This is a genomic window from Parasphingorhabdus sp. (assembly GCF_039982395.1).
Lineage (GTDB): Bacteria > Pseudomonadota > Alphaproteobacteria > Sphingomonadales > Sphingomonadaceae > Parasphingorhabdus.
Genome location: NZ_JBDWYO010000001.1, coordinates 962,807 through 983,104, shown reverse-complemented (window position 1 = coordinate 983,104; position 20,298 = coordinate 962,807). Strand labels below are relative to the sequence as shown.

Annotated in this window: 24 protein-coding genes; 2 read left to right on the top strand and 22 right to left on the bottom strand. The window is 56.9% G+C overall.

Annotated elements, in window-relative coordinates; translation table 11 throughout:
- The first annotated feature begins 1 nt into the window (after position 1).
- A complete protein-coding gene (gene purS, locus ABJV08_RS04960) occupies positions 2-256 on the top strand; it encodes a phosphoribosylformylglycinamidine synthase subunit PurS (RefSeq protein WP_348038432.1) in 255 nt (84 codons plus the stop codon).
- On the top strand, positions 256-912 hold the full coding sequence (purQ, locus tag ABJV08_RS04955; RefSeq protein WP_348038434.1) for a phosphoribosylformylglycinamidine synthase subunit PurQ: 657 nt from the start codon (positions 256-258) through the stop codon (positions 910-912). Before purS ends, purQ begins: the two co-directional genes overlap by 1 nt.
- Positions 913-1,179: 267 nt before the next feature.
- Here the strand turns inward: purQ and ABJV08_RS04950 are convergent, their stop codons facing one another.
- The 22 genes from ABJV08_RS04950 to ABJV08_RS04845 form a co-directional block, all read right to left on the bottom strand.
- A complete protein-coding gene (locus ABJV08_RS04950; RefSeq protein ID WP_348038436.1) occupies positions 1,180-2,289 on the bottom strand; it encodes an OmpA family protein in 1,110 nt (369 codons plus the stop codon).
- A 191-nt stretch (positions 2,290-2,480) separates the two neighbouring features.
- Positions 2,481-2,930: a DUF2793 domain-containing protein gene (locus ABJV08_RS04945; RefSeq protein WP_348038438.1), complete on the bottom strand. Its 450-nt coding sequence runs from the start codon at positions 2,928-2,930 to the stop codon at positions 2,481-2,483.
- A gap of 45 nt (positions 2,931-2,975) precedes the next feature.
- A complete protein-coding gene (locus ABJV08_RS04940) occupies positions 2,976-5,204 on the bottom strand; it encodes a phage tail protein (protein WP_348038440.1) in 2,229 nt (742 codons plus the stop codon).
- Positions 5,205-5,627 carry a peptidoglycan endopeptidase gene (locus ABJV08_RS04935; protein WP_348038442.1) on the bottom strand — a complete coding sequence of 141 codons (423 nt, stop codon included), beginning with the start codon at positions 5,625-5,627 and terminating at the stop codon, positions 5,205-5,207.
- Positions 5,624-6,442: a DUF2163 domain-containing protein gene (locus ABJV08_RS04930; protein ID WP_348038444.1), complete on the bottom strand. Its 819-nt coding sequence runs from the start codon at positions 6,440-6,442 to the stop codon at positions 5,624-5,626. Before ABJV08_RS04930 ends, ABJV08_RS04935 begins: the two co-directional genes overlap by 4 nt.
- Positions 6,439-8,787 (bottom strand): DUF2460 domain-containing protein, encoded by a 2,349-nt coding sequence (locus tag ABJV08_RS04925; RefSeq protein WP_348038446.1) that lies wholly within the window; start codon positions 8,785-8,787, stop codon positions 6,439-6,441. Before ABJV08_RS04925 ends, ABJV08_RS04930 begins: the two co-directional genes overlap by 4 nt.
- Positions 8,788-8,789: 2 nt before the next feature.
- Positions 8,790-9,377: a tail tape measure protein gene (locus tag ABJV08_RS04920; protein WP_348038448.1), complete on the bottom strand. Its 588-nt coding sequence runs from the start codon at positions 9,375-9,377 to the stop codon at positions 8,790-8,792.
- Positions 9,370-9,582 carry a phage tail assembly chaperone gene (locus ABJV08_RS04915; protein WP_348038450.1) on the bottom strand — a complete coding sequence of 71 codons (213 nt, stop codon included), beginning with the start codon at positions 9,580-9,582 and terminating at the stop codon, positions 9,370-9,372. The genes ABJV08_RS04920 and ABJV08_RS04915 overlap by 8 nt, the downstream gene beginning before the upstream one ends.
- Positions 9,582-9,908, bottom strand: coding sequence for a gene transfer agent family protein (locus ABJV08_RS04910; RefSeq protein ID WP_348038451.1), 327 nt, complete (start codon positions 9,906-9,908; stop codon positions 9,582-9,584). The genes ABJV08_RS04915 and ABJV08_RS04910 overlap by 1 nt, the downstream gene beginning before the upstream one ends.
- The gene (locus ABJV08_RS04905) at positions 9,901-10,308 is read right to left on the bottom strand and encodes a phage tail protein (RefSeq protein WP_348038453.1); all 408 of its coding nucleotides are present in this window, start codon (positions 10,306-10,308) and stop codon (positions 9,901-9,903) included. Before ABJV08_RS04905 ends, ABJV08_RS04910 begins: the two co-directional genes overlap by 8 nt.
- A 268-nt stretch (positions 10,309-10,576) precedes the next feature.
- On the bottom strand, positions 10,577-10,975 hold the full coding sequence (locus ABJV08_RS04900) for a DUF3168 domain-containing protein (RefSeq protein WP_348038455.1): 399 nt from the start codon (positions 10,973-10,975) through the stop codon (positions 10,577-10,579).
- On the bottom strand, positions 10,972-11,193 hold the full coding sequence (locus ABJV08_RS04895; protein WP_348038457.1) for a hypothetical protein: 222 nt from the start codon (positions 11,191-11,193) through the stop codon (positions 10,972-10,974). Before ABJV08_RS04895 ends, ABJV08_RS04900 begins: the two co-directional genes overlap by 4 nt.
- Positions 11,190-11,549 (bottom strand): head-tail adaptor protein, encoded by a 360-nt coding sequence (locus ABJV08_RS04890; protein WP_348038458.1) that lies wholly within the window; start codon positions 11,547-11,549, stop codon positions 11,190-11,192. Before ABJV08_RS04890 ends, ABJV08_RS04895 begins: the two co-directional genes overlap by 4 nt.
- Positions 11,516-12,061 carry a hypothetical protein gene (locus ABJV08_RS04885; RefSeq protein ID WP_348038460.1) on the bottom strand — a complete coding sequence of 182 codons (546 nt, stop codon included), beginning with the start codon at positions 12,059-12,061 and terminating at the stop codon, positions 11,516-11,518. Before ABJV08_RS04885 ends, ABJV08_RS04890 begins: the two co-directional genes overlap by 34 nt.
- A gap of 100 nt (positions 12,062-12,161) precedes the next feature.
- Complete coding sequence (locus ABJV08_RS04880) at positions 12,162-13,328, bottom strand: phage major capsid protein (protein ID WP_348038462.1); 1,167 nt, start codon at positions 13,326-13,328, stop codon at positions 12,162-12,164.
- A gap of 73 nt (positions 13,329-13,401) precedes the next feature.
- Positions 13,402-14,244 (bottom strand): DUF5694 domain-containing protein, encoded by an 843-nt coding sequence (locus ABJV08_RS04875; protein ID WP_348038464.1) that lies wholly within the window; start codon positions 14,242-14,244, stop codon positions 13,402-13,404.
- A gap of 72 nt (positions 14,245-14,316) precedes the next feature.
- Positions 14,317-14,808, bottom strand: a complete 492-nt coding sequence (locus ABJV08_RS04870; RefSeq protein ID WP_348038466.1) for an HK97 family phage prohead protease — start codon at positions 14,806-14,808, stop codon at positions 14,317-14,319.
- Positions 14,805-15,113: a DUF6127 family protein gene (locus ABJV08_RS04865; RefSeq protein WP_348038468.1), complete on the bottom strand. Its 309-nt coding sequence runs from the start codon at positions 15,111-15,113 to the stop codon at positions 14,805-14,807. The genes ABJV08_RS04870 and ABJV08_RS04865 overlap by 4 nt, the downstream gene beginning before the upstream one ends.
- A 245-nt stretch (positions 15,114-15,358) precedes the next feature.
- Positions 15,359-16,495 carry a phage portal protein gene (locus ABJV08_RS04860; protein ID WP_348038469.1) on the bottom strand — a complete coding sequence of 379 codons (1,137 nt, stop codon included), beginning with the start codon at positions 16,493-16,495 and terminating at the stop codon, positions 15,359-15,361.
- A 38-nt stretch (positions 16,496-16,533) separates the two neighbouring features.
- Complete coding sequence (locus ABJV08_RS04855; RefSeq protein ID WP_348038606.1) at positions 16,534-17,847, bottom strand: terminase family protein; 1,314 nt, start codon at positions 17,845-17,847, stop codon at positions 16,534-16,536.
- Positions 17,840-18,328: a hypothetical protein gene (locus tag ABJV08_RS04850; RefSeq protein WP_348052375.1), complete on the bottom strand. Its 489-nt coding sequence runs from the start codon at positions 18,326-18,328 to the stop codon at positions 17,840-17,842. The genes ABJV08_RS04855 and ABJV08_RS04850 overlap by 8 nt, the downstream gene beginning before the upstream one ends.
- Before the next feature lie 170 nt (positions 18,329-18,498).
- Positions 18,499-20,292 (bottom strand): cyclic nucleotide-binding and patatin-like phospholipase domain-containing protein, encoded by a 1,794-nt coding sequence (locus ABJV08_RS04845; protein ID WP_348038473.1) that lies wholly within the window; start codon positions 20,290-20,292, stop codon positions 18,499-18,501.
- Positions 20,293-20,298: the final 6 nt, after the last annotated feature.

The window sequence follows — 20,298 nt, the reverse complement described above, 5'->3', positions numbered from 1 at the left end:
GATGAAAGTCAGAATATTCGTAACGCTAAAAGATGGTGTGTTGGACCCTCAGGGAAAAGCTATTCATCATGCCCTGGAAAGCTTGGACTTTTCTGGAGTTAATGATGTTCGGGCCGGAAAATTGATCGAGCTTGATGTCGATCCATCTGTCAGTCGGGAAGAGATCGACAAAATGTGCGACAAATTGCTCGCCAACATAGTCATCGAAAATTACGAAATTGAACTACCGGAAACGGCGCTGGAGTCTACCTCCTGATGAAATCAGCAGTGATCGTCTTTCCTGGATCGAATTGCGACCGCGACATGGCTGTCGCCCTTGAAACAGTTTCGGGCAAAAAGCCGCATATGGTCTGGCATGGCGACAGCGAACTGCCTTCCGGATTGGACATGATCGCAATCCCCGGAGGCTTTTCCTACGGCGATTATTTGCGCTCCGGCTCAATGGCTTCGCGGTCCAACATTGTCCCGGCAATCATGGCGGCTGCGCAGAGCGGCATCAATATATTGGGCGTGTGTAACGGATTTCAAATTCTGACCGAAACGGGCCTGTTGCCTGGTGCGCTTATGCGAAACAGCAACATCAATTTTGTCTGCAAAGATGCAGATCTTGATGTCACAAATACCAATAATAGATTTGCAACGCGCTATTCGGACAAGAGACCCATTTCGATCCCGGTTGCGCATCATGACGGCAATTTCTTCGCCGACGATGACACGCTTGATCGGTTGGAGAATGACGATCGCATTGTGTTTCGTTACCGCAGCGATATCAACGGTTCTTCGCGCAATATTGCTGGGATTATCAACGAATCCGGAAACGTCCTCGGAATGATGCCCCATCCGGAGCGTGCCATTGACCACAAACATGGTGGAACCGACGGAATCGCATTGTTTGAAAGCCTTTTGGGCTAAGCAATATCAGATTGTCGTTGTGAGGATGCGGGCCTGCAGATGCAGGCTGGCGTTCGCTACCCACTTATCTACTATATATTTTTAGAAAACACGGCTGCCGATGCTGCGGTCCGGTTCGTGGCGCTCGCCATGCCGTTGCGCATTTCTTCCATCCTGTTGGTAGCCGGATGATGGCAAGATCCTGACACGCCGCTATCACGCAGACCGGAAACGAAAAAGGGCCGGTCCGAAGACCAGCCCTTTTCACAATTTATCGTAATGTCGGTATTAGTTACCGGAACCAGGTCCGTACATAACTTCAACACGACGGTTCTGAGGCTCACGAACGCCGTCTGCGGTATCAACGCGAGGACGCGATTCACCGAAGGCTTCACTCGAGATAGCGCCGCCGCCAATTCCGCGCGATTCAAGATACGCACGAACAGCACCGTTACGACGCTGAGACAGGCCGACGTTGTAGCTGGCAGAACCAGATTTATCAGCGTGACCAGCCAACATGACCTGAGCCGAACCACAATCAGCATATGCGGTAACCGCATTGTCGAGAACCGAAGCCGCTTCTGGTGTGATGTCTGACTGATCCCAGTCAAAGAACACAATATAAGGGCCAGGCGCACATACCGTCTGTGGCGGTGGTGGCGGTGGTGGAGGTGGCGGTGGTGGTGGTGGTGGAGGCGGTGGTGGCGGTGGTGCCGCTGGTTCGCCGCCGAAGTTGTAGATCAAGCTACCCAAAACTGAGTGGGTCCGCAGACGCGTATCAGCTGTACGGCCAAGTTGGTCAACGAGGTTGATTTTGTCAGCGTTGAAATAACGATATTTCAAACCGACATCCCAGCTATCGCTCAAAGGAGCGCGGATGCCTGCAAGCAACTGCCATGCAAAGCCAGTGTCCGAATCATTGATATATGGTCCAGCGAAGACATTGGTTACTTCAGTCCGAGCAACACCGACGCCGCCGCCAGCAAAACCCTGGATGCCGTCATCATCACCAAAGTCGAGCAGTCCGTTCAGCATGAAGCTGAGCGCATTTACTTCGCCATTGATCGTGCGAACGCCAGTCTGAGTAATACCGCTACCGTTTGCGGAGCTTGGAATGCCAGGAGCGCCGATTTGCGCGCGATTGGCAGCCGCTGCTTTATATCCAACTTCGGCTTCCAGACGGAAACCTCCGAAATCATAACCTACGATGCCGTCGATATCATAACCGGTGTCATGATCTGTTTCGAACGCACCAATATTGCCGGCAACATTTGTTGAAATATCTTCAACAAGCATCGCACCGCCTTCAACACCAACATACCACTGGTCATCACGAGCCAGAGCCGGTGTGGCGAGCGCCGTGGAGGCAAGCGCCATTCCTAAGGCAAGCTTCCGCATTTAAATTCCCCTTCTCAATTAGGTTCTAAAATTCACGGCGCGTTCTAACCCCTCGCCTCGAACAGTGCAAGCGGCCAAATTGCAGAACTGTTGCGAAAATGTCGCCATTTGCGGCGTTTAGTCCGAAAAATTGCTCTCAAATTGAGCTGTCTTCGTAAAATTCTCTAACCTGCGGCTCTCAAGAATCGTTTTCATAGGCCGGGCTTGAGGATTCCTTGTTCTTGAAGCGCCGCCAAAAGCGAATCAATCGCAAACCGCGACTCAGTATCAATCACTGAGCCCCCTGAAGGGCTTGTGACCGCGTCGTTCAATTGCCAGGCCCCCCGATAAGTTGCAAAACTATCGATGGATTCAACAAAAACGCGCATCAAAGCCAGTGGCGCGATGAACAACCAGCCATTTCCTGTCCAACCCGCAATCTGATCTTCCCGGCCCGCCCATGCATCTGTCGCATCTGCGCCAACCAGCCAGGATTGGCCGTTCTCTGGCACTAGGCTGGAGGGATCGGACTCGATCGCCTGCACGTGCGGATGAAGCACAAAATCGAGTCGTGCCAGGGCTTCGTTGTGGAACAATTCTTTGTGGGATTGTCCGACGGCGAGCAAAGGAAGTTCGATTCTGGCGGTCCTTGATATCGTCATATTCTATTCTTTCTAGTAGGAAGATGGAGAAAAAATGGAGTGAATTCAAAGCGGTATCTGAAAGCCCAACGCTTGGGACAGACCATGGTCTCCGACTTGATATATTCTGACGTTTAGACTGCTGTCGCCATTAAGAAGCTGAAACGACTCGATTTGCGCCAGAGGCACAATGATCTGGGGTACCGGCGATTCAAAGGGCATTCCGGGGCCTTCACCGCCATCCGCAACCAGCATAATCCGATATTTCTCAATCTCTTCGCCCAACGGCACGTCGACTTGATCGAGCCAGATCAATCCGGCTCGAGACCGCCGCGTCCAAGCGATTTCCAGATCACCGCCCGCCAAAAAACGCCATGTCGGATGAACGGGGGACCACGGCTTCAAGGCCCGCCCCGGCGACTGCAAGGTTGCAGGAACCGGGGCAGGATCATCTCGTCCCAAGGCAAATAGAGTGATGGGCACAAACGGCATTCGGACCATCGCGCTAATGTCCAACATCGATCCCGAATCCAGCAGGACAAAATCTTCATCAGCGCTGTGCCGCTCGATTTCCGTCTCTGTTCCACCAAGCCCCCTTATCATATGAGACAGACGAAAACGCCCTAATCCAAGGGGTGTAGCGTTGGAAAACTGGATGATTTCTTGCCCGATCAAGGCGATATTTCTGCCGGTCAGCAACTGGGCATCATTGGCATGGGTCAACACCATCTCCGGATGATGCAAATTTACGTCAATATGGTTGACCAGGTCAATCAAGGCCGGATTCGCCCAATGCAGTGCCCCCGAGGTGGCGCCAATGATGGACGGGGACGGAATCTGTCCAAAATATTCATTCGGCGCACCATCTGCTCCGGACGCAAACAGCTGGGCGTTGCGCCAACCCTTATCGCCCGCCGCCAAAGCATAGAGTTTAGCGCTGTGCGACAACATGTTCGGCGCATTGATCGCAAACGGCAAATCAGCCAGCAAAAGATGAGTCGCTCCTGCACGCAGATCGGAATCCGCTACATTCCGGCCATGATCCGATTCGATCGGGCTTGGATTGTCATTTCCACGCACCCGCGTCAGCGAAAGCTGCACGAATCCAGAACCTATCTCGCATTCGCGAATACGCCACAGACCTTCAAAAGACGTGAACTCAAGCAACATCGCGGGCCGAAGAGAGACGCCCTGCAAACGCACCGCAATTTGCAAAGCTGAACGCTCGTCATATTCGGACCAAAGGCCCGTTGTAGCGATGGTTCGCATTGCATTCGCCGCCATGGCGGCTGGAAATTCTCGGACTAGGGTGATTCGCCCTTTTCCCGGGCGCGACGCTGACTGAACACCCGATTGATAATCGCGAGAAGGATCATAATAGCGAACCGACAATTTTTTTGGTGTCGATGCCGCTGATGCGGTGCGTGCTTCGGGCAGTGCAACTTTCTGCCGCCCGGCCGCCCGAACGAATTCGCTATCGATTGTCTCGGCAGCTGGCGCCTGGACATCCGAGCGCTTTTGGGCTCCGATATGATCAATGGCCTCTGGGTTGGATGAGAATGACAGCGGGACAATATTTGAGAAAGACTGTATCGCGGCCTGGCGATCTTCTCCGCCAGCAGAAAAACCGATCACTGTGTCGGCCAGCTGCGGGACAATTCGCTGCCCCGAAATATCAGAGATAATATCAGCAATGGCCACCGAGCCGTCTTCGGCAATGACTTCGAACGTCAGGGACGGAATGCGATTGCCGTAATCCGTCAAATCCATGTCACCGAAAACAGCTAAGGCAAGGCCGCGATAGGCCGGCGTCCCGCCGGCAGCTTCTGCGCTAGCCATCAGCCCATCAACCGCCTGGTCTTCGCCTCCCGGATGAAAAGCAAATTGTGTCTCAGTTTTAAAATCGCCCGCTGCTCCCCGGAAAATTTTTCCGTCTGCCCAAATTCGACCGATACCTCTGATTCTGCGACTGGAAAGGGCAACAGCAAAGCAAGCCGAATAGCTATATATTGTTGTGCTCGGCTTTCCTTTTCCGCCACCTTCCTGGCTTCGGCTCTCTTTCAGATCGGTTGCCCAGATCACGGTCCCCGCTACGCGCATCTTGCCATATATACGGGGTATCTGGGATCCATAGCTCGATGTTTGGACGGCCAGTTCCTGCAGTCGCGGACCTTCCCGTCCTTTCGGTTTGAAGAGAATGTTCTGATCAAGCTGTTGACCGACAATCGCTCCGATCGAACCACCGATTGGCCCGCCAATAGCAGAACCCACGGCGGTCAAAACCAATGTCGCCATTCAATCCTCCATCAATCTGAAAATCGTAATGATCGGCCAAGGGGCATCGCCGGGACAGAATACCACTTTGCCAAGACCTGCGTGCGCGTGAACAAAACCGTCATTGGCCCTAATCATAAAATGCCACTGGATCGGACTGGGCCGAACGAGAATGATATCGCCTTCACAAAGCGCGCTTTCTGGCGCGAGCCGCTTAAACCCAATATCCGTCATAAAACCATTGATCGTCGCTTCAGACCCGCCCCGGATCGAATAGCCATTGGGTATCTGGCACTCCAAGTCCGCCGCGCATAAACATTGGGCAGCCAGACCGATGCAGTCCAAACCAAAATGCTCGTGTCGGCCATGCAGACGAAATTCACACCCGCATAAAGACAGAGCTTTCTCTTTCATCTTTTCTGCAGCGTTCCGGAATTTTGTCATGCGCCGGGATAGCGGGTGAGCAGATCATTGCCGGGTAGATAAGGCTCTCCGCGAAAATTGATGCTGTTGGCAAAGCGGTCCCGGCAGGTCGCGAAATTCTTGTTGCAGCCCTGAGTGAGCAAAACCCGATTGCCCAAGGCAGCGGATTGATCCGGCCTGTCAGCAAGCCTGACAACATCCCCCTGCCCGTCGATAATCGCATAGCTGAGCCCGCAATTCGGGCCGTCGAGAAAGCGAAGAGAACCGAATATATAATCAGAGGCAGCAGCGTTCAGACCTTCAATCCCGATCTCGTCCTCGCCAACCGAAATGATTCGTCCCTGTCGCTCGTAGCGGTGCAAGCTAAGCTTGCACGCACGATCGCCCAGTTCAGCACGGCAGGTGGGAGAGGTGAGCGGAGCAATTGGCTCATTGAGAAAAGACGTGGCGCCCAGCATCTCGACCGTGAAGCCATCTCCTGACCGGATGATCTCACCAAATTCCCCGCAAATCAAAGGCAGCGGTTCGGCATCCGGCTGCTCCCAGTTGATCAACGCTATATATAGCAGCGCGCCGTCCCAGCGACCCGCGATCAAATCTGCTTCGGCAATCGCCGCGCTCGTCATAACGCCTGCAATTTCGACATTGTCGATTTCCAGGCTGTCGGTCAGCACGATCGAGGACGGCACCATTCCTGGTGATGCCCGATAGCGAAAGCTATCAATCACCAGATCACTGTCATGCGATGTAAACCCCAGCGCGATGCCATCCTCGCGTTCCAATCGCCAGAGATAGGCGCTGGTCGTGACGGTCCGGTCCAACCAGTCGAGGCTCATGATCCTTCCCGAACCTCGACCAGGAGAATCTCCGGAATTTCGCCAGCCTGAAAGGTCGCTTGGTTCATCTGTAGCTGATCGCTGGAAAAGCGGACCGGCACATCGAAGCGGAAACCGGCGGTGATGTCACTGCCCTGGCTTGGCGGTGTATCAAAAGCGATTACGCCAGCGGGGCCAAGCGTCCAGTGACCAGTCACTTGTCCATCGATCGCAATCTGCAGCGATGCCGAATCGGGCCGGGTAATTCTGCGCAACTGGGGCTCTCCGGCCGGATCACCATAGCCCTTCACCAGTGAAAACTCCGTCTTTTGGCCATCGCCTATGCCTAACAACTGATCGTTTGGCGTTGGTTCACCGACCATTTCGCGCGAACTATGATCGTAAGGATCACGGAAACGAAAGGCCTTAGCCGCTCCCCGCCGTGCTCGAAAAAATGCGATCAATATCCGCAATTCCTCCTCGCTCCGGACGCCCGGTCCGACATCAAATTCCAATCGCGCATCGGACCAGTCGCTGTTGCGGGTTTCGTGACCGGACATGGTCGTGACGATCCGGGTAGAAAAGCCAGGCGACACGCTGGCGTTCTGGCCAATGGCCAGCGGGAATTGCACATCGTCAAATGCGTTCACATCCTCTTCCTCTTCTTGAAAATAGGTAAAGCCATCCCGCGCCACTTGCGGCAGCGCCCAGACAAAAATCTCCGGCGTCGCGCGCGCTTGGGCATCGGCAATGGCGTCGACCATATTGGCCCAGATGAAGCGGTCCGCCGGTTGCAGCACGAAGCCGGTAAAATAATGCTGCTGTGCAATCGGATAGCCCAGTTGATCGATTGCCAAGGCGACGCCACGCTCCGTGGCAGGGCGATCTCCGGCAATCACCCAGTCATAATCTTCCAGCTGCAATATATCGAACGCCGGACTGGCCCAGCCCAGTGGCAAATTGGCGCGCCGCGCTTCCGGGGCCTGATCATCCAGAATCGTTGGTAAATAGGCCAGCAAAAGGGTTTCCACTGGCGTTGCACCCGCCTCATCCTTTACCGCAACCAGCAGATCAGCCGTCGATTGGGCCAACAAGGCTCCCGCCTGATCCAGCATCGCATTTTGCGCCTCCGTTTTCGGGCCATCAATATTCGTGATGCTCACAGAGCTCTCGCCAAAGGCTGCACTGGCCGCAGCATCATAGAGGCAAATCCGCTTGTCCGGCATGATCCACCACCATGGCTCCCCCACCTGAAAACGGATCGCCGCACCTGCATCTCGCGCAATCGCCGCAAAAGCCCGGGCCACGGCTTGTAGATAGGCCATCGCATTGCCGTTGGCTGGAGACAATAAGGTCGAAGGAGGCTCCCAGCCGGTCAGCGCCGGGTCGCCATTTTCCGCGCGCTGTTTCCAGTCGTTCCAGCAATGCGCATCAAATAGCTCGTAAGAAAGCGACAGAATCAACGAAAAACCCATGGCCTCGGCGCGGGTGATTAGATCACGGTGCCAAGCCGTTGCCGGTTGATTGATCGCAGCATATTCCTCTCCCGCTTGCGGCGCAGACAGGCTCACGTAGAGTCCCTCCCCCAGAGTCTCCAATCGAAAATAGTGACTCATTCCGAGATAATGATTGATCGACCCGCGATAGCCCAGGGCCCGCACCATCCTCAACAAGCGCTCCGGCGTCTGGTTGAAACTGTCATCATAAGCGGTCGCCATGGCGAGCCCGTTTTCCGGCAGCATGATATCACCGATTTCCAGCACAGCGCCCCGACCGTCGGTCCGGATGCCGCTCATTTCGATCCAACCGATTTTCGGTGTGGTGTAGCGGGCACCCAGTCCATCATAGTCAGGCGGAATGATGGATATAGATAGCCGGTCGATATCTTCGGGAAAGACCGGGTCGGCTTCCCCCGGCAGAAGAAAGCCGCCATCCATCTTGGAAAATTCTATAGAAATCTGCGCATCCGTCGGCGTACCGCTGGCATAGTTCCAGAGCCGGACATACCAGGATTTGGCAACCCCCGCTGCATCCCGACCTTCGATAGTCAGTGTCGGTCCGTTGATGGCATCGAGCGGCATGATACCCGAAGACCGCCAATGAAATTCCCATTTGAGCCGTGCATAGTCGCGCACGGTTTCATAGGCGAGCAGCGGATGATCGAGCGTGTCTTCGCTTTCCCAGATCAGGCCCGCAAGATCATCGCTATTGTAGAAAATCGCATCCACACGCAGCGCATCTGCAGCCGTCGTCACAACCGATGCCATCATCGGACGCGGGAAGTTGATCGTCCAGAAACGGGGATCGAAACGCTGGATGAAGCTGCTGCGCTGACCAGTTCTTTTCTCGGCTAGCCAAAACCCCATGATCAACCCGCCTTTGCCGTCAGCGCGTTGCGCACCGCTCGCGCCACTTGTCGGCTCGACCGCCTCATTTGATCCGGCGCGCTTCCTTGCCCATTGTCCGAAATATTGATGGTCAAACGGATGTTCGCTGTGCTGCCAGCAGACGCTGTCTGTTCAATCCGGCCCGCTGCGGTCGGCACGAATAGTTCTGGCCCTCGCTCGCCGACCATATAGGCGCGACCTCCGGTGACGGGGCCGCCGGTGGCGCGGCCCGGTGCACCCAAAAAGGCGCTCAGCAAAGACGTTCCTAAATTGAACAGACCGCTGCCGGTACCGGCAGTTCCGTTCCCGAACAGGCCCGATAATCCGCCATTGATCGCGGCACTGGCGATATCGTTAATGACCGAAAGAGCAACCCGGCGTAGATCTTCAAAATCGAGAGAGCCACGCCGGATCGCCCGGCTAAGTGTATTCTCCAGCGCCAACCCGGCCCGGTCCAGCCCCGATGCAAAGGGGCCATCTAGCTGCCCTTTCATATCCGCTATATCTTTCGCAAAGCCAGCGGTGTCCGCGCGCACGCTGACGACCAGACGTTCTATTTCTTCATCCATCGGGATAGGTTTCTTTCAAGTGTTCAAAAGTCGATTGATCGAGCGGCAAGGGGGAATCCAGACCGGCTACAGAGCCCTCCAGAGACCGGAACAACCCAGTCAACTCTTCCGGAGTGGCGCGCCAGAACTGATCCGGCGTCCAGCCCAGGGTCAGGGGTACAAGACTCGCAAGGCGCGCTGCGGATGCACCAAAATTCTCGGCCATCAGTTCTCGGCCGGCTGGCCTTGCAAAATCTGCATGAGCAGGATTTTCAGCGCTGGCGTCACGCCGCTGAGACCGAGCAACGCGACAGCCTCGCCCAACCTGTCTAGGGTCAAATGATCCGGTCGCTCCCGGACACAATGCCAGAACAGGGTCACAATCTCGCTCAACTTCAGCTGCCCCGCAGATGCCCGTTCGACAAGATCGAAAAGCGAACCAAGCTCGTCTTCTGCAGCAACGAGAGCGGAAAAAGTCGGACGCAGGACAATCTGTTCATGGCCGACCAATATACTTGCCTCGCCGCGCAAACGGTTAGCGGGATCAGACATTGATCACCGGACCCGAGCTTTCGAGGCTGAGCGTATAGCTGCGTTCGCTGTTAAAATCGCCGCTATAGTCCAGCCGCACGACCAGGAAATTGCCCTGCATGCGTTCACCGCCTTCAAAGCTGAGCTCATAGGAATCGAGGATACCGCCCAAGGCATGACCCTTCATCCTCAGTTCGGCATCGGACCCTGTAAACACGCCGGCGCCGGACACTGATACAGAGCGCACACCAGCACCCGACAGCAACTGTCGCCAGCCGCCGCTGTCCTTGTTGGTAATCGCAACCGGTTCTCCGTTCACCGACATTTGCGTGGTCCGCAGGCCCGCAATGGTCGTGTAGCCGACAGGACTCTCGCCATCGCCGATTTTCAAAAGAAAGGCGCTGCCTTTTTCTGCTGCCATATTCTGGTTCCTTTATATTGTGTTTATTTTGTCTCGCGGCAATTTGCTGCGGGGGGTTTTTATTGAACCTCAGGCGCCGGGCGGGCGCATCCGCGCCCTTGCCTCGCTGCGCTCGGTTAGAAGCTAATAATCAGTAGGAGAGCCGAACCGACGCGAAGCGGAGGCAAACGCGACCGCGCATCGGGCGATAGCCCGCCCCGTCGGAGGTGTTCGCGTAGCGAACTGCCGCGAGACAAAGTAAACAGCCCGCCCGGCGCTTGAGGCTAAATCAAACCTTCAAAACCCTCGCCCGATATTCGATCAACCCGCTCCACGGGCTAACCGCACTGCGCAAAACACGCGTCCTGCGAAAATCGAAGGTGACGATCTGCCACCCAGCCGGGTCGTCCAGTCCCGGTTCCAGGGCATCCTCGACCAGGGTCATCAGCCGATGCAGTCGCGCCGCCGTTTCGCCGTCATCATATATGGTGAGTGCGAGGCTTAGCTCGCGGCCCACGCCACCCTTGTGGCTCCAGTCCAGAGATGCTCCCGTCGCCAAGGCGATATAGGGAAAATCCGCACGCGGCGGGGGACCGTCAAAAATGCCGCTGACCAGATCCATCAAGGGCGCGTTTCCGTTCAACTGTATCACCAATTGCTGTTGGACTGCCTCCAGCGCGCTACTCATCGTGCCGCCCGCATCAGAAAGGCGACATCGCGCAGGCTGCTATTCTCGAGTAGCTGCTCTCGCAACCCATCTGCTTCCACCACGACACCCTCCACAGTTTCAAGGATCTGGGCATCGCCGGGCAATTCTTCTTCCAGGGCCGATTTGATTTCGGATTTGGTCTGAGCCAGCTGTTTTCCGGCAACGACGTCGCCCCGTTTCTTCAGACTATCCATCATCTCTTTTCTTCCGCCTGCAGGATGGTTTTCGGGATCAGGCGATGCTCCAGAGTGACGCTCGATACAGTCATCACACGATCGCCCCAAAGCAGCTGGTCGCCGGGCTTGATTGCTCGCGTCTCTCGCAAAAGAAATCGCCAGCGCGGCATGGCGGAACGGCTCTCGGCTTCGCTGGTGCTGCTGCTTTGCAGAGCTTCTGCTGCTGCCCAATATTCACCGATGGTTTCAAATTGTGATTCGGCCGAGCCCAACATATCCCGCGCGGCAGACTGCCGCTGGATTGTTATCCGTTCGCGCAAATAGCCTGAAAATTCCTGCCCCATCACGCGATCCGCATCCGGCGATAGGGGCGCCATAGCGCGGTCACTGCGCTCGGTGGCCCACCGGGATCCACACCGTCGCGATTGGCGTATAGATAGCCGGCCATGCGGACGATACCCTGACGCAAACTCTCTGGAAGCTCGTCCCAATCGGTCGCCAGACCGCTACCGTAGCGCACCCGCAAGCGGGAATCGTCAGCGCTTTGGCACAGCCTGATCCAGCCGATTCCGTCGCTGTCTATGTCGATAGCATAGTCCTCGACCGCCAGCGCCGACGCGATTCCGTCAGCCGCGACACGCTCGACCGAGACGATCGATTGCACCGGAAGCCGCTTCAGTTTTTGCCACATTTGGCGCGCTGGCAGCATGTCGGTCACCGAACGGGCAATCAGCATCTGGCCGGTAAAATCCTCGCACAACGAGGCTGCGCTGCGCAGAAACGCATCGATGGCATCATCATCGACCAGATGATCGATCCGGATAAAATCCCTGACCTCTGCGATCAGATCTGCCGGCACATCGGGCCAGTCAGCAATGGGGAAGCTCACGATCACAGCATCCTTTCATTTGATGTTCAAGATATGCGCCCGCGCCAGATAGAAGGGGAGCGACCGGCGCGGGCGCGCTGCACCGAAGCGCAGCAAGGGCTTAGGAAGCGCTAAACTGCATCAGTTTGATCGCTTCCGCATTCATCACCTGACCACCCACGCGCTTGGTTGCGTAGAAATGGACAAATGGCTTGTTGGTGAACGGATCGCGCAGAATGCTGGTCGCGCTGCGTTCGGCGATCAGATAGCCGGCGCGGAAATTGCCAAAGGCAATCGACAGGCTGTCTGCAGCGATATCGGGCATATCTTCTGCCTCAACCACCGGATAGCCGAGCAAGGTCGCGGGCTGCCCGTTGGCGAGCGAAGGCTGCCACAGAAATGCGCCATCCGCCGTCTTGAACTTGCGGATATGGGCCAGGGTCGAACTGTTCATCACAAAAGATGCGCCTTGCCGGTAGGCGGGCCGCAGCGTGTGGACAAGGTCAACGAGCACATCCTCGCTGGCAAAGCTGCCGCTCGCACCGGACGGCACATATTGCAGAGCCCCGAAATCACGGACATCGTCAGGCTCGTCGGTCACCGCAGCATTGAGAAGACCGCGCGGTTGATTGACGCCGGAGCCACCGACAAAGGCCGCGCCTTCCGCTTGGGAAAATTCGCGGGCGATTTCATCGGCGAGCCAGGTTTCCACATCGAAGGCGGCATCATCGAGCATCGTCTGGGACGCCGCCGGATTGGCGTAAAGCTCTCCGGTTGGCGGCGCGATCTCGTTGAAATCAGGCGTATCGGTTTCCGGACGGCCCGCGGTCTCACTAACCCAGCCAGAGGGTGTGCCACCGGTGGTGACCAGCTTGCGATATCCGGCGGTACCGGTCTGCACCACCGTCGCGATCGAGCGGATCGGCGATATATCCTTGAGAGTCGCTCCGATCAGACCATCGATTTCCTGGGGGATAGCAAAGCCCCCCTCGGGTCCGGATGTGCCGGAGAAGCCTTTCAGTTCGATGCCCGTTTGATCTCCACGCCGGAGATATTTGGCCACGAAATCCTGCGCGGCAGCCGAAGACGGCATCCCTTTCGCGCCATCCAGCGCCGGTCGCGCCGAGGCCTTGGAGATATCGGTCATCTGGCTTTTGAGACCGTCGACATCGGTGCGCAGAGATTTGATTTCGCCGCTTTGATTGGCAACATCCTCGGCCATCAGCACCGCGTCAAAAGACTCTTCGAGCGGATCGGCCTTGGTTTCAAACTTGGGGGAATCTGTCATATCTTTCCTTTCTTGGGGGCAATAAAAAAGCCGCCCGGTGAGGGGCGGCTCGGTTGTTTCAAAATATCCTGCTCTATTCGGACAAGGCGTCCGTGGCCTTGTGCAAATAGGGCATGGCCGGTTCCAGAACATAGCCTGGTGTTCTCTCGACAATCTCGCGGAGCCATGCGCCATGACCGCTGCCGTAAACAACGATCACGCGATCGCCCGGCTCGGTCACCTGCACCAGCTTGTTGAAAATCTTGGCATTGCGCATGAACCAGTAAGCCGCGAGTTCCGCACCGGTTTGTTTCTCGCCTTCACCGAGGGTCATCACATTCCAGTAAAATTCATCCGGAAACCGGCCACTGTTCCAGAATTTCAACAGCTCAGGAATCGATTGGCTCTTTTGCTGCTCTTCAAATTCCGCAATCAGCACGCCATAGTCCGACATTGTTTTGAGACGCTCGGCATCGCCCGTTTCCTCCGCCTGCTGATGGACGCGGTCATAGGGGAAATAATCGGGTTCTCCCTCGGATGGCTGTTCATCGATCGCATAGACCCGGTCGATATCAGCGGCATGGGCAACCCGATATCCGATTTGCACCGTTTCGTTCCGTTTCTTGGTCAGGTCCTCAGGTTTGAAGTCACGATAGCCAGCATCCGCATAGGGCGGTTTTGCGGAAGCTTCGACCGCGACAACAGTGGGTTGGAACGTCTTCAGAGTCTCCGCAAGAGTCGCAAGTTCCTTCTGCCGCTGAGGCGTCAGCACATCGTCGACCTTGGCGTTATTCAGATCAGCGCCCGGATTGGCAAAATGATAAACGCCCAACACCATGACCCGAACGGGTTCAGGTTCTTCATTGACGATGTCTTCTGCGAGAGCTGGCTGAGCCGCGAAGTAAAGAAGCGTTAGGAAGGCTGCAAAGATCTTCATATTCGTGACTCTCCAGAGTGTATTATCTCACTAATACTCTTCATCGGAATTGTATCAAGATAAATCGGCATATCATTCTATCCTGAGAACCCGCGCCAGGCTTTGCATTGGGAAAGTGACCAGCGAAATTTCGGCAACATCCAGGTCGATTAATTCGCGCGGCTTTTGACCGGAGGAGCGGTTCACCCGATACCCGAAACTCAAACCCTTCATAGCGCCGCTTGCCAAACCGGCCGCCGCATCGCGCCCAGCCTGTGTCTCGGTCGAGATGGACCCGATCACCCGCAATCCGCGCCGGTCCTCGCGCACATGATCAACACGGCCGATCCGCTGCCTAGCATCGTGCTGCCAAAGCAGCGGAAGAGACTGTCCCTCTGGCAATTCGCCAAAAGCCCCGGGCCGGATGATATCACCGCCCTTGTCGATCCGGTTGAAGATGGCGGCATAGCCGGCGAACCGAATAATGTTTGAGGTCTCCGCTCGTGCTGGGCCTGTCGAAGCAGCTTTCGCCGCGAGACGCCCTTCGACAGGACCAGGGCGAGCGGACTTGTTCGCCATATTCATGACACAAGATGCCCCAGCCCCAGCCGCATCGCGATCCCGACCAACAGCAAGGCGAGCGCCCCGCGGACAATCCAACGGATCGCCGCTTTCCACGCGCTGGCCTTGGCATCGCGCCAGGCACGGAGCAGCTCGCGCAATTCGTCAATATCATCCTGCGCGCCGGGATCGGCCAGACCCAGCCGGTCGAGCACCCGCCCCGCGCCACTATCCGTCGCCTCCTCGACAATCGCCCTGAGGGTGACAAGATCAGCCCCATCGCCTTCCGCCTGCGCCATCAGGCGGGCGAGCATTTCGTCGTTATTCATATTTGATTGATTCCTTTTTTAAACCTCAAGCGCCGGGCGCGGGCATCCGCCCGCTTGGCTATCCTCGCTACGCTGCGGGCGCGCGGTCGCGCTTGCCTCCGCTTCGTGTCGGTTTGGCACTCCCAATCGTGGTTAGTTTATCACCGAGCGCAGCGAGGCAAGGCCGACCGGCCGCCGCGCCTTATGGCGCGATAGCCAAGGGCGCGGATGCGCCCGCCCGGCGCCTGAGGTTCTATAAAAAACCCTCACACCCCCAGCATCGCGCGCTTCTCCTCCGGTGTCAGAAAATCGGCTTCGCACACCTGCTTCCACAGCCGTTCGCGATCTTCCGACAAGGCCGGGATCTGATCGCGATCCACGGCCAGCTTCGCATCCGGCCACCACGCAGCCAGCGCGCCCGACAGTCCGTCCAGTATCTTCCCCGCCAGCGGCAGGATCGTCAGCCGCCACAAGGCGCGGTTGGCCTCGCGATAATTGGCATAGCTATTGTCGCCCGGCAGCCCGAGCAGCATCGGCGGTACACCGAAAGCCAGCGCAATCTCCCGCGCCGCCGCTTCCTTTAGCGCGACAAAATCCATGTCCGCCGGGGTCATGCTCATCGATTGCCACTTGAGGCCACCCTCCAGTAGCATCGGCCGGCCGGCATTGCCCGATCCGGCAAAGCTTGCGTCCATTTCGGCTTTCAGCCGGTCAAATTGCTCCCCGGTCAACGCCGATCCATCAGCACCCGGATCATAGACCAAAGCGCCCGAAGGCCGGGCCGCATTATCGAGGATCGCCTTGTTCCATTTTGCCGCCGCATTGTGGACCGCCACCGCTTTCACCGCAGCGCCCAGACAGCCGAGACCATAATGGTCATCGGTCGGGTGAAAGCCCTTGAGATGAACAATCTCCGGACGGCCCATCGCATCCTGCGCGGCAAAGCGCGTGCGATGTTCGCCGGCGCGATAGGCATAAGCCACCGGCCAGCCCTTGGCATCGGGCTCAACCGTGATCCTGTCCGGGCGCAACACATAAAGCTCGGCGGGCTGATCCTCGTCCCCGCGAATGACCTGCACATAGGCATTGCCATGCAGTAACAAATGCGCGGCGATAGTCTCCAAAAACGACTGGCTCGCGCCGCTCCCCTGAATCAGATCCGCGATCTTGTCCTCTGTCGGCAGCAGCGGCGCGCCAGCAACCCCTTCGGCGACAATGCGCACCGCCCGCTGGGCAATGGCATTTTCGACATAGGCCTCGCGCACCCGGCCCTCATAAGAAAAGGGCGCGTCCCCCGAAAGAGCCGCGCCACCATAAGTGCCGATATAGGACCGCCCTAACGGCGGCCGCGATGGTCCACTCCCGCTCTTGAAAGCGAGCGAGAGGTTTTGCCAGATTGTCATCCTATTTCCTTTTTACCGCAGCAAAGACGGAGGCATTGCTATCTTACCCTCGGTTCTTGCTTTTTGCCCAACATCAACTCCGTCAGCGCCCAAACCAGAGCATCCGCCCGGTCCGGTGATCTTCCTGGTCCTTCATAACGTCCGCCAATCAGCAATCCGCACATCTCGTCTTCGAGACGCTCAAACGCGCCGACATGATGCACCCGATCATTCTCGTATAGAGCCGCCACCGGTTCTGCCCGCGCCACCTTGCCGCGCGAGGCATGGACCAGCTTGATCGGCAACGAGATATTCGCCGCGAGAAGCACCGATTTCACCATCGCACCGCCCTGATTGGCTTCCGCGATGACGCGATCCGCGTTGAAGCGCTCAGCAGCATCAGCCACTCTGCGCGCCCATGTTTCGGGGCTCGGCTTTTCAACACTATAGTCCGCCAGCACATAGCTTTTGCTGTCCACGGCGAGCCCAGCGACAATGATACCGCAAGCATCTCCGTTTTTGGACGCAGGCGGATCGACACCGATGACGATCCGGACAAGATCAGGCGCATACGCCATCCGGCAGTTTTCAATCATTGCCCGCGACCACAAGGCGCCCTCCAATTCCTCGATCAGCTCGCCATCCAGCTCCTGTCGCCCCAGCCTCGTGCCACCATAATCCGCTGCCATGGCCGTCAGAAAGGCTTGCGGCAGATGCAGGTCATTGTCCTGGGTCCGACCCGAAGTGATCACTGCCACTCCCTCGCTGGTCAGTGCTCGCACCAGCGGCACCGGTCGCGGCGTTGTGGTCGCGACCATTTGTGGCCGATATCCAAGTCGCAAACCCATTTTCAGATTGTCCCAAGCCGCTTCTGCTTGCCCTGCGTTGTTCATCCATTTGGCAATCTCGTCACACCAGGCATGACTATGCTGCGGACCTCGCAAGGCTTCAGGCTCTGCCGCCGAATAGAGATGGGCCTGTGCCCCGTTGCCCCATGTCAGTCTCTTCAATGACGGCTCCCAAACCGGGCGCTGGTCTGGCAGCGCAATCGACAACAGACCGCTTTCCCCTTCGACCATCACCGTGCGGGTTTCCGCATAGTTGGCCCCGACCAGAGCAAAGCGGGCGCCAGCGTCAGCTTCGGCAATATGGCGCACCCATTCCGCTCCGGCCCGGGTCTTGCCAAAGCCCCGACCCGCCATGATCAGCCAGATGGGCCAGTCACCTGGTGGTGGTCTTTGCTCAGGCCGCGCCCAGAAATCCCACCGGTATAGAAAGTCCTGTTTCTCCCGTTCGCTCAGACGGGACAGAAAAATACGGCGCTCCATTGCAGTCCATTCGGCAAAAATTTCTGCCTCGGTTTTATCATTCATCATTGGCAGACGGTGCAGGCTTTGCCCGGGCTTCGGCAAGCGCCCGCCGGCGGAGCAGCTTGGTCCGCATATCCCCCAGTTTCCGATCGAGCTCGGCGCCCACTTGCGCTGGACTGATATTGTCCTCTTCCACGCGGGTCAGTGCCACCATCTGTTTGTGGGCCAATAACAATTTGACGGCGAGGCCATCATTATACTCCCGCACAGTCGCCACTTTTTCACCATTTTCGAAAATATGTTTCTCCGCGCCGTTGCGGGCGCGGTCGAGCAATTCCATTTCGAGCAGTTCATAGCCAGCGGCCAAAGCCCGCATCCAATAGTCATAAAATTCCGGGTCGCGACTGCGCCAAAGATAGACGGTGGAAACCGAAATATTGGCGGCTTTGGCCGAAGCAGCCACGTGCGAGCTAATGCTGAGAAATTTCAAAAATTTCAATTTGCGTCTGTCGTCATAACATCCCTGGGTTTTTGATTTTGGCATAAGATACTCCGTGCCGGATCGACGCGAACGACCCGAGCACAAAAAAGGCCTTCCGGTCAGAACGGCCCGCTTGGTCAGTGGGATCATTCTGAGCTGGTCGGCCCGAATCACAATTTCGCGATGTTCCTGATATGTACCTAACTAGCGTGACGATGTCAAGAAATTATAACCTATTTGGTAAAATTATCCGTGAAATCGCTGGTCGGAAGCACATGTTCGGTGATATATTCTGCCGCCATTTCCGCTAGTTTCCGGCCGTGATGCCAGTCCAATATCTGCATGTTCGGAATGATCGGCGGATTCACCAATATGTCCTGCTCGCCCAGCATTTCTTTGGAAGCCATCCGGCTGGCCACCACCATCGACCGCGACATAATCTCTACAATAGACGGGAATTCCACTTTGCGTTTCCGGCGGAAAATGACGTCTCGCAGCAAACTCCAACGTCCGCGAACATCATTGTACAGAGCCTCTGTGCGCCATATTTCATGCGGGTCCCCCAGCGACACGACAACATTCGGGCCAGCCTTAAGCCCATGCATGATCTTCACCGGGACATTGTCCAGCACCCCGCCGTCGACAAGAATATTCCCCTCCTTATCAATGAACGGCGGCAATATGGTCGGCAAGGATCCCGACGCACGAACGCATTCCCACAATGGCCCACGCCGATGGACATGCAAGCCATTGGTCGAGAGATTGGTAGAAACGCCAAAGAAATTGATCGGCTGATCGGCGATATCCTTGGTGCCGTAACGGGTTCTCAATTCGCTATCGAATACCGTAGGGTCGAGCAGTGAAAAAATTGGCAAGGTCAGTCGTTTCATCGCCTTGGCATGAATGAACATCGCTTCCATTTGATCGAGCGTTTCGTCGACCGACATGCCACGCGCGATGGCGCCGCCCATTGCGGCTCCGGCGCTCGCCCCGCCAATGAAATCAATCGGAACATCGGCCTGCCGCAGTGCCTGGATGACACCAAGATGCGCGCAACCCAGGGCGCCGCCTCCGGCCAGGACCACGCCCACAGCACGACCCGTCAGGAATCGCGCGACCTTGCTAAAATCTGCGTCATTGTCGAGCGCGACATGATGGTGCAATTTAGGGCTGCGCGGGTCAATCCATTCGCTGCTTTTGCTAATCAATTTATCGGCGCTCGTGCGCAATAGAAGCAACGTCCGCTGCGGTTCTGCGATCCAGCGCATGGCCGACATTTCCATCGCATTGGGCTCCGGATCAGTCTGCCCGGGTCGGGCCACCATCAACAATGCATCGGCATTCCGGCAGACCATTTGCCCCCAGTCCTCGGATCCACTGCCATCAATCAGGACATAGGCGCCCTTGGCTTCCTGTTCCGCCAACCAGGTCTGATATTGACCGGCATCCGCTGACTCGCTCGTCGCTCGGTCAAGCGGCACCACTGGCGTGTCACCGCCGACCAGGGCTTCGAAGGCGTCTGCCAGTCGCGCCAGAAACCCATCCGGCAACTTGCTGTTTCCGGCGGGCAGCATCGCTATCACGCGTGGATTATTTGATGATATGGACGCGGTCCGCGCTGTCGCAACAGCCAAGCGCTGCGACACCATTTTCACCATCGCCGCATTTAGTTCGGGATGCTGTTCAGCGATTTCATCAAACGCCTTCCGCGATACTTTCCGGACCATGGAGTCGCGCGTCGCAAAAACATCCGCGGTGCGCTTGCCTCCTGCGAAAAAGGCGAGTTCCCCGACGGCTTCTCCGGTTTCGATATGGGCAACGGTGCGCACTTTGTTGACGACCACCCGGAACCGGCCAGATTCGACAAAATAGAGCGCGTCGGCATCATCGCCTTGGCGAACAAGGGCTTCTCCGCCCGAAATCGGACGCAGAACCGAAGCCGCTTGCAATGCGTTCAGCGCTTTCGGGGCCACTCCATCAAAAAGGGCGTGTCTGCCCAATTCCGGCATTTCTTCTGATTCAGCCACGCTATT

Excerpts from the sequence above, each read along its gene's own strand:
- purQ (WP_348038434.1), top strand. The coding sequence starts at position 256 with ATGAAATCAGCAGTGATCGTCTTTCCTGGATCGAATTGCGACCGCGAC.
- ABJV08_RS04925 (WP_348038446.1), bottom strand. The coding sequence starts at position 8,787 with ATGGGGTTTTGGCTAGCCGAGAAAAGAACTGGTCAGCGCAGCAGCTTC.
- ABJV08_RS04930 (WP_348038444.1), bottom strand. The coding sequence starts at position 6,442 with ATGAGCCTCGACTGGTTGGACCGGACCGTCACGACCAGCGCCTATCTC.
- ABJV08_RS04870 (WP_348038466.1), bottom strand. The coding sequence starts at position 14,808 with ATGAATATGGCGAACAAGTCCGCTCGCCCTGGTCCTGTCGAAGGGCGT.
- ABJV08_RS04855 (WP_348038606.1), bottom strand. The coding sequence starts at position 17,847 with ATGAATGATAAAACCGAGGCAGAAATTTTTGCCGAATGGACTGCAATG.
- ABJV08_RS04920 (WP_348038448.1), bottom strand. The coding sequence starts at position 9,377 with ATGGATGAAGAAATAGAACGTCTGGTCGTCAGCGTGCGCGCGGACACC.
- ABJV08_RS04950 (WP_348038436.1), bottom strand. The coding sequence starts at position 2,289 with ATGCGGAAGCTTGCCTTAGGAATGGCGCTTGCCTCCACGGCGCTCGCC.
- ABJV08_RS04895 (WP_348038457.1), bottom strand. The coding sequence starts at position 11,193 with ATGATGGATAGTCTGAAGAAACGGGGCGACGTCGTTGCCGGAAAACAG.
- ABJV08_RS04890 (WP_348038458.1), bottom strand. The coding sequence starts at position 11,549 with ATGGCGCCCCTATCGCCGGATGCGGATCGCGTGATGGGGCAGGAATTT.
- ABJV08_RS04910 (WP_348038451.1), bottom strand. The coding sequence starts at position 9,908 with ATGTCTGATCCCGCTAACCGTTTGCGCGGCGAGGCAAGTATATTGGTC.
- ABJV08_RS04880 (WP_348038462.1), bottom strand. The coding sequence starts at position 13,328 with ATGACAGATTCCCCCAAGTTTGAAACCAAGGCCGATCCGCTCGAAGAG.
- ABJV08_RS04905 (WP_348038453.1), bottom strand. The coding sequence starts at position 10,308 with ATGGCAGCAGAAAAAGGCAGCGCCTTTCTTTTGAAAATCGGCGATGGC.
- ABJV08_RS04850 (WP_348052375.1), bottom strand. The coding sequence starts at position 18,328 with ATGCCAAAATCAAAAACCCAGGGATGTTATGACGACAGACGCAAATTG.
- ABJV08_RS04900 (WP_348038455.1), bottom strand. The coding sequence starts at position 10,975 with ATGAGTAGCGCGCTGGAGGCAGTCCAACAGCAATTGGTGATACAGTTG.
- purS (WP_348038432.1), top strand. The coding sequence starts at position 2 with ATGAAAGTCAGAATATTCGTAACGCTAAAAGATGGTGTGTTGGACCCT.
- ABJV08_RS04915 (WP_348038450.1), bottom strand. The coding sequence starts at position 9,582 with ATGGCCGAGAATTTTGGTGCATCCGCAGCGCGCCTTGCGAGTCTTGTA.
- ABJV08_RS04860 (WP_348038469.1), bottom strand. The coding sequence starts at position 16,495 with ATGACAATCTGGCAAAACCTCTCGCTCGCTTTCAAGAGCGGGAGTGGA.
- ABJV08_RS04865 (WP_348038468.1), bottom strand. The coding sequence starts at position 15,113 with ATGAATAACGACGAAATGCTCGCCCGCCTGATGGCGCAGGCGGAAGGC.
- ABJV08_RS04940 (WP_348038440.1), bottom strand. The coding sequence starts at position 5,204 with ATGGCGACATTGGTTTTGACCGCCGTGGGTTCTGCTATTGGCGGGCCA.
- ABJV08_RS04875 (WP_348038464.1), bottom strand. The coding sequence starts at position 14,244 with ATGAAGATCTTTGCAGCCTTCCTAACGCTTCTTTACTTCGCGGCTCAG.
- ABJV08_RS04945 (WP_348038438.1), bottom strand. The coding sequence starts at position 2,930 with ATGACGATATCAAGGACCGCCAGAATCGAACTTCCTTTGCTCGCCGTC.
- ABJV08_RS04935 (WP_348038442.1), bottom strand. The coding sequence starts at position 5,627 with ATGACAAAATTCCGGAACGCTGCAGAAAAGATGAAAGAGAAAGCTCTG.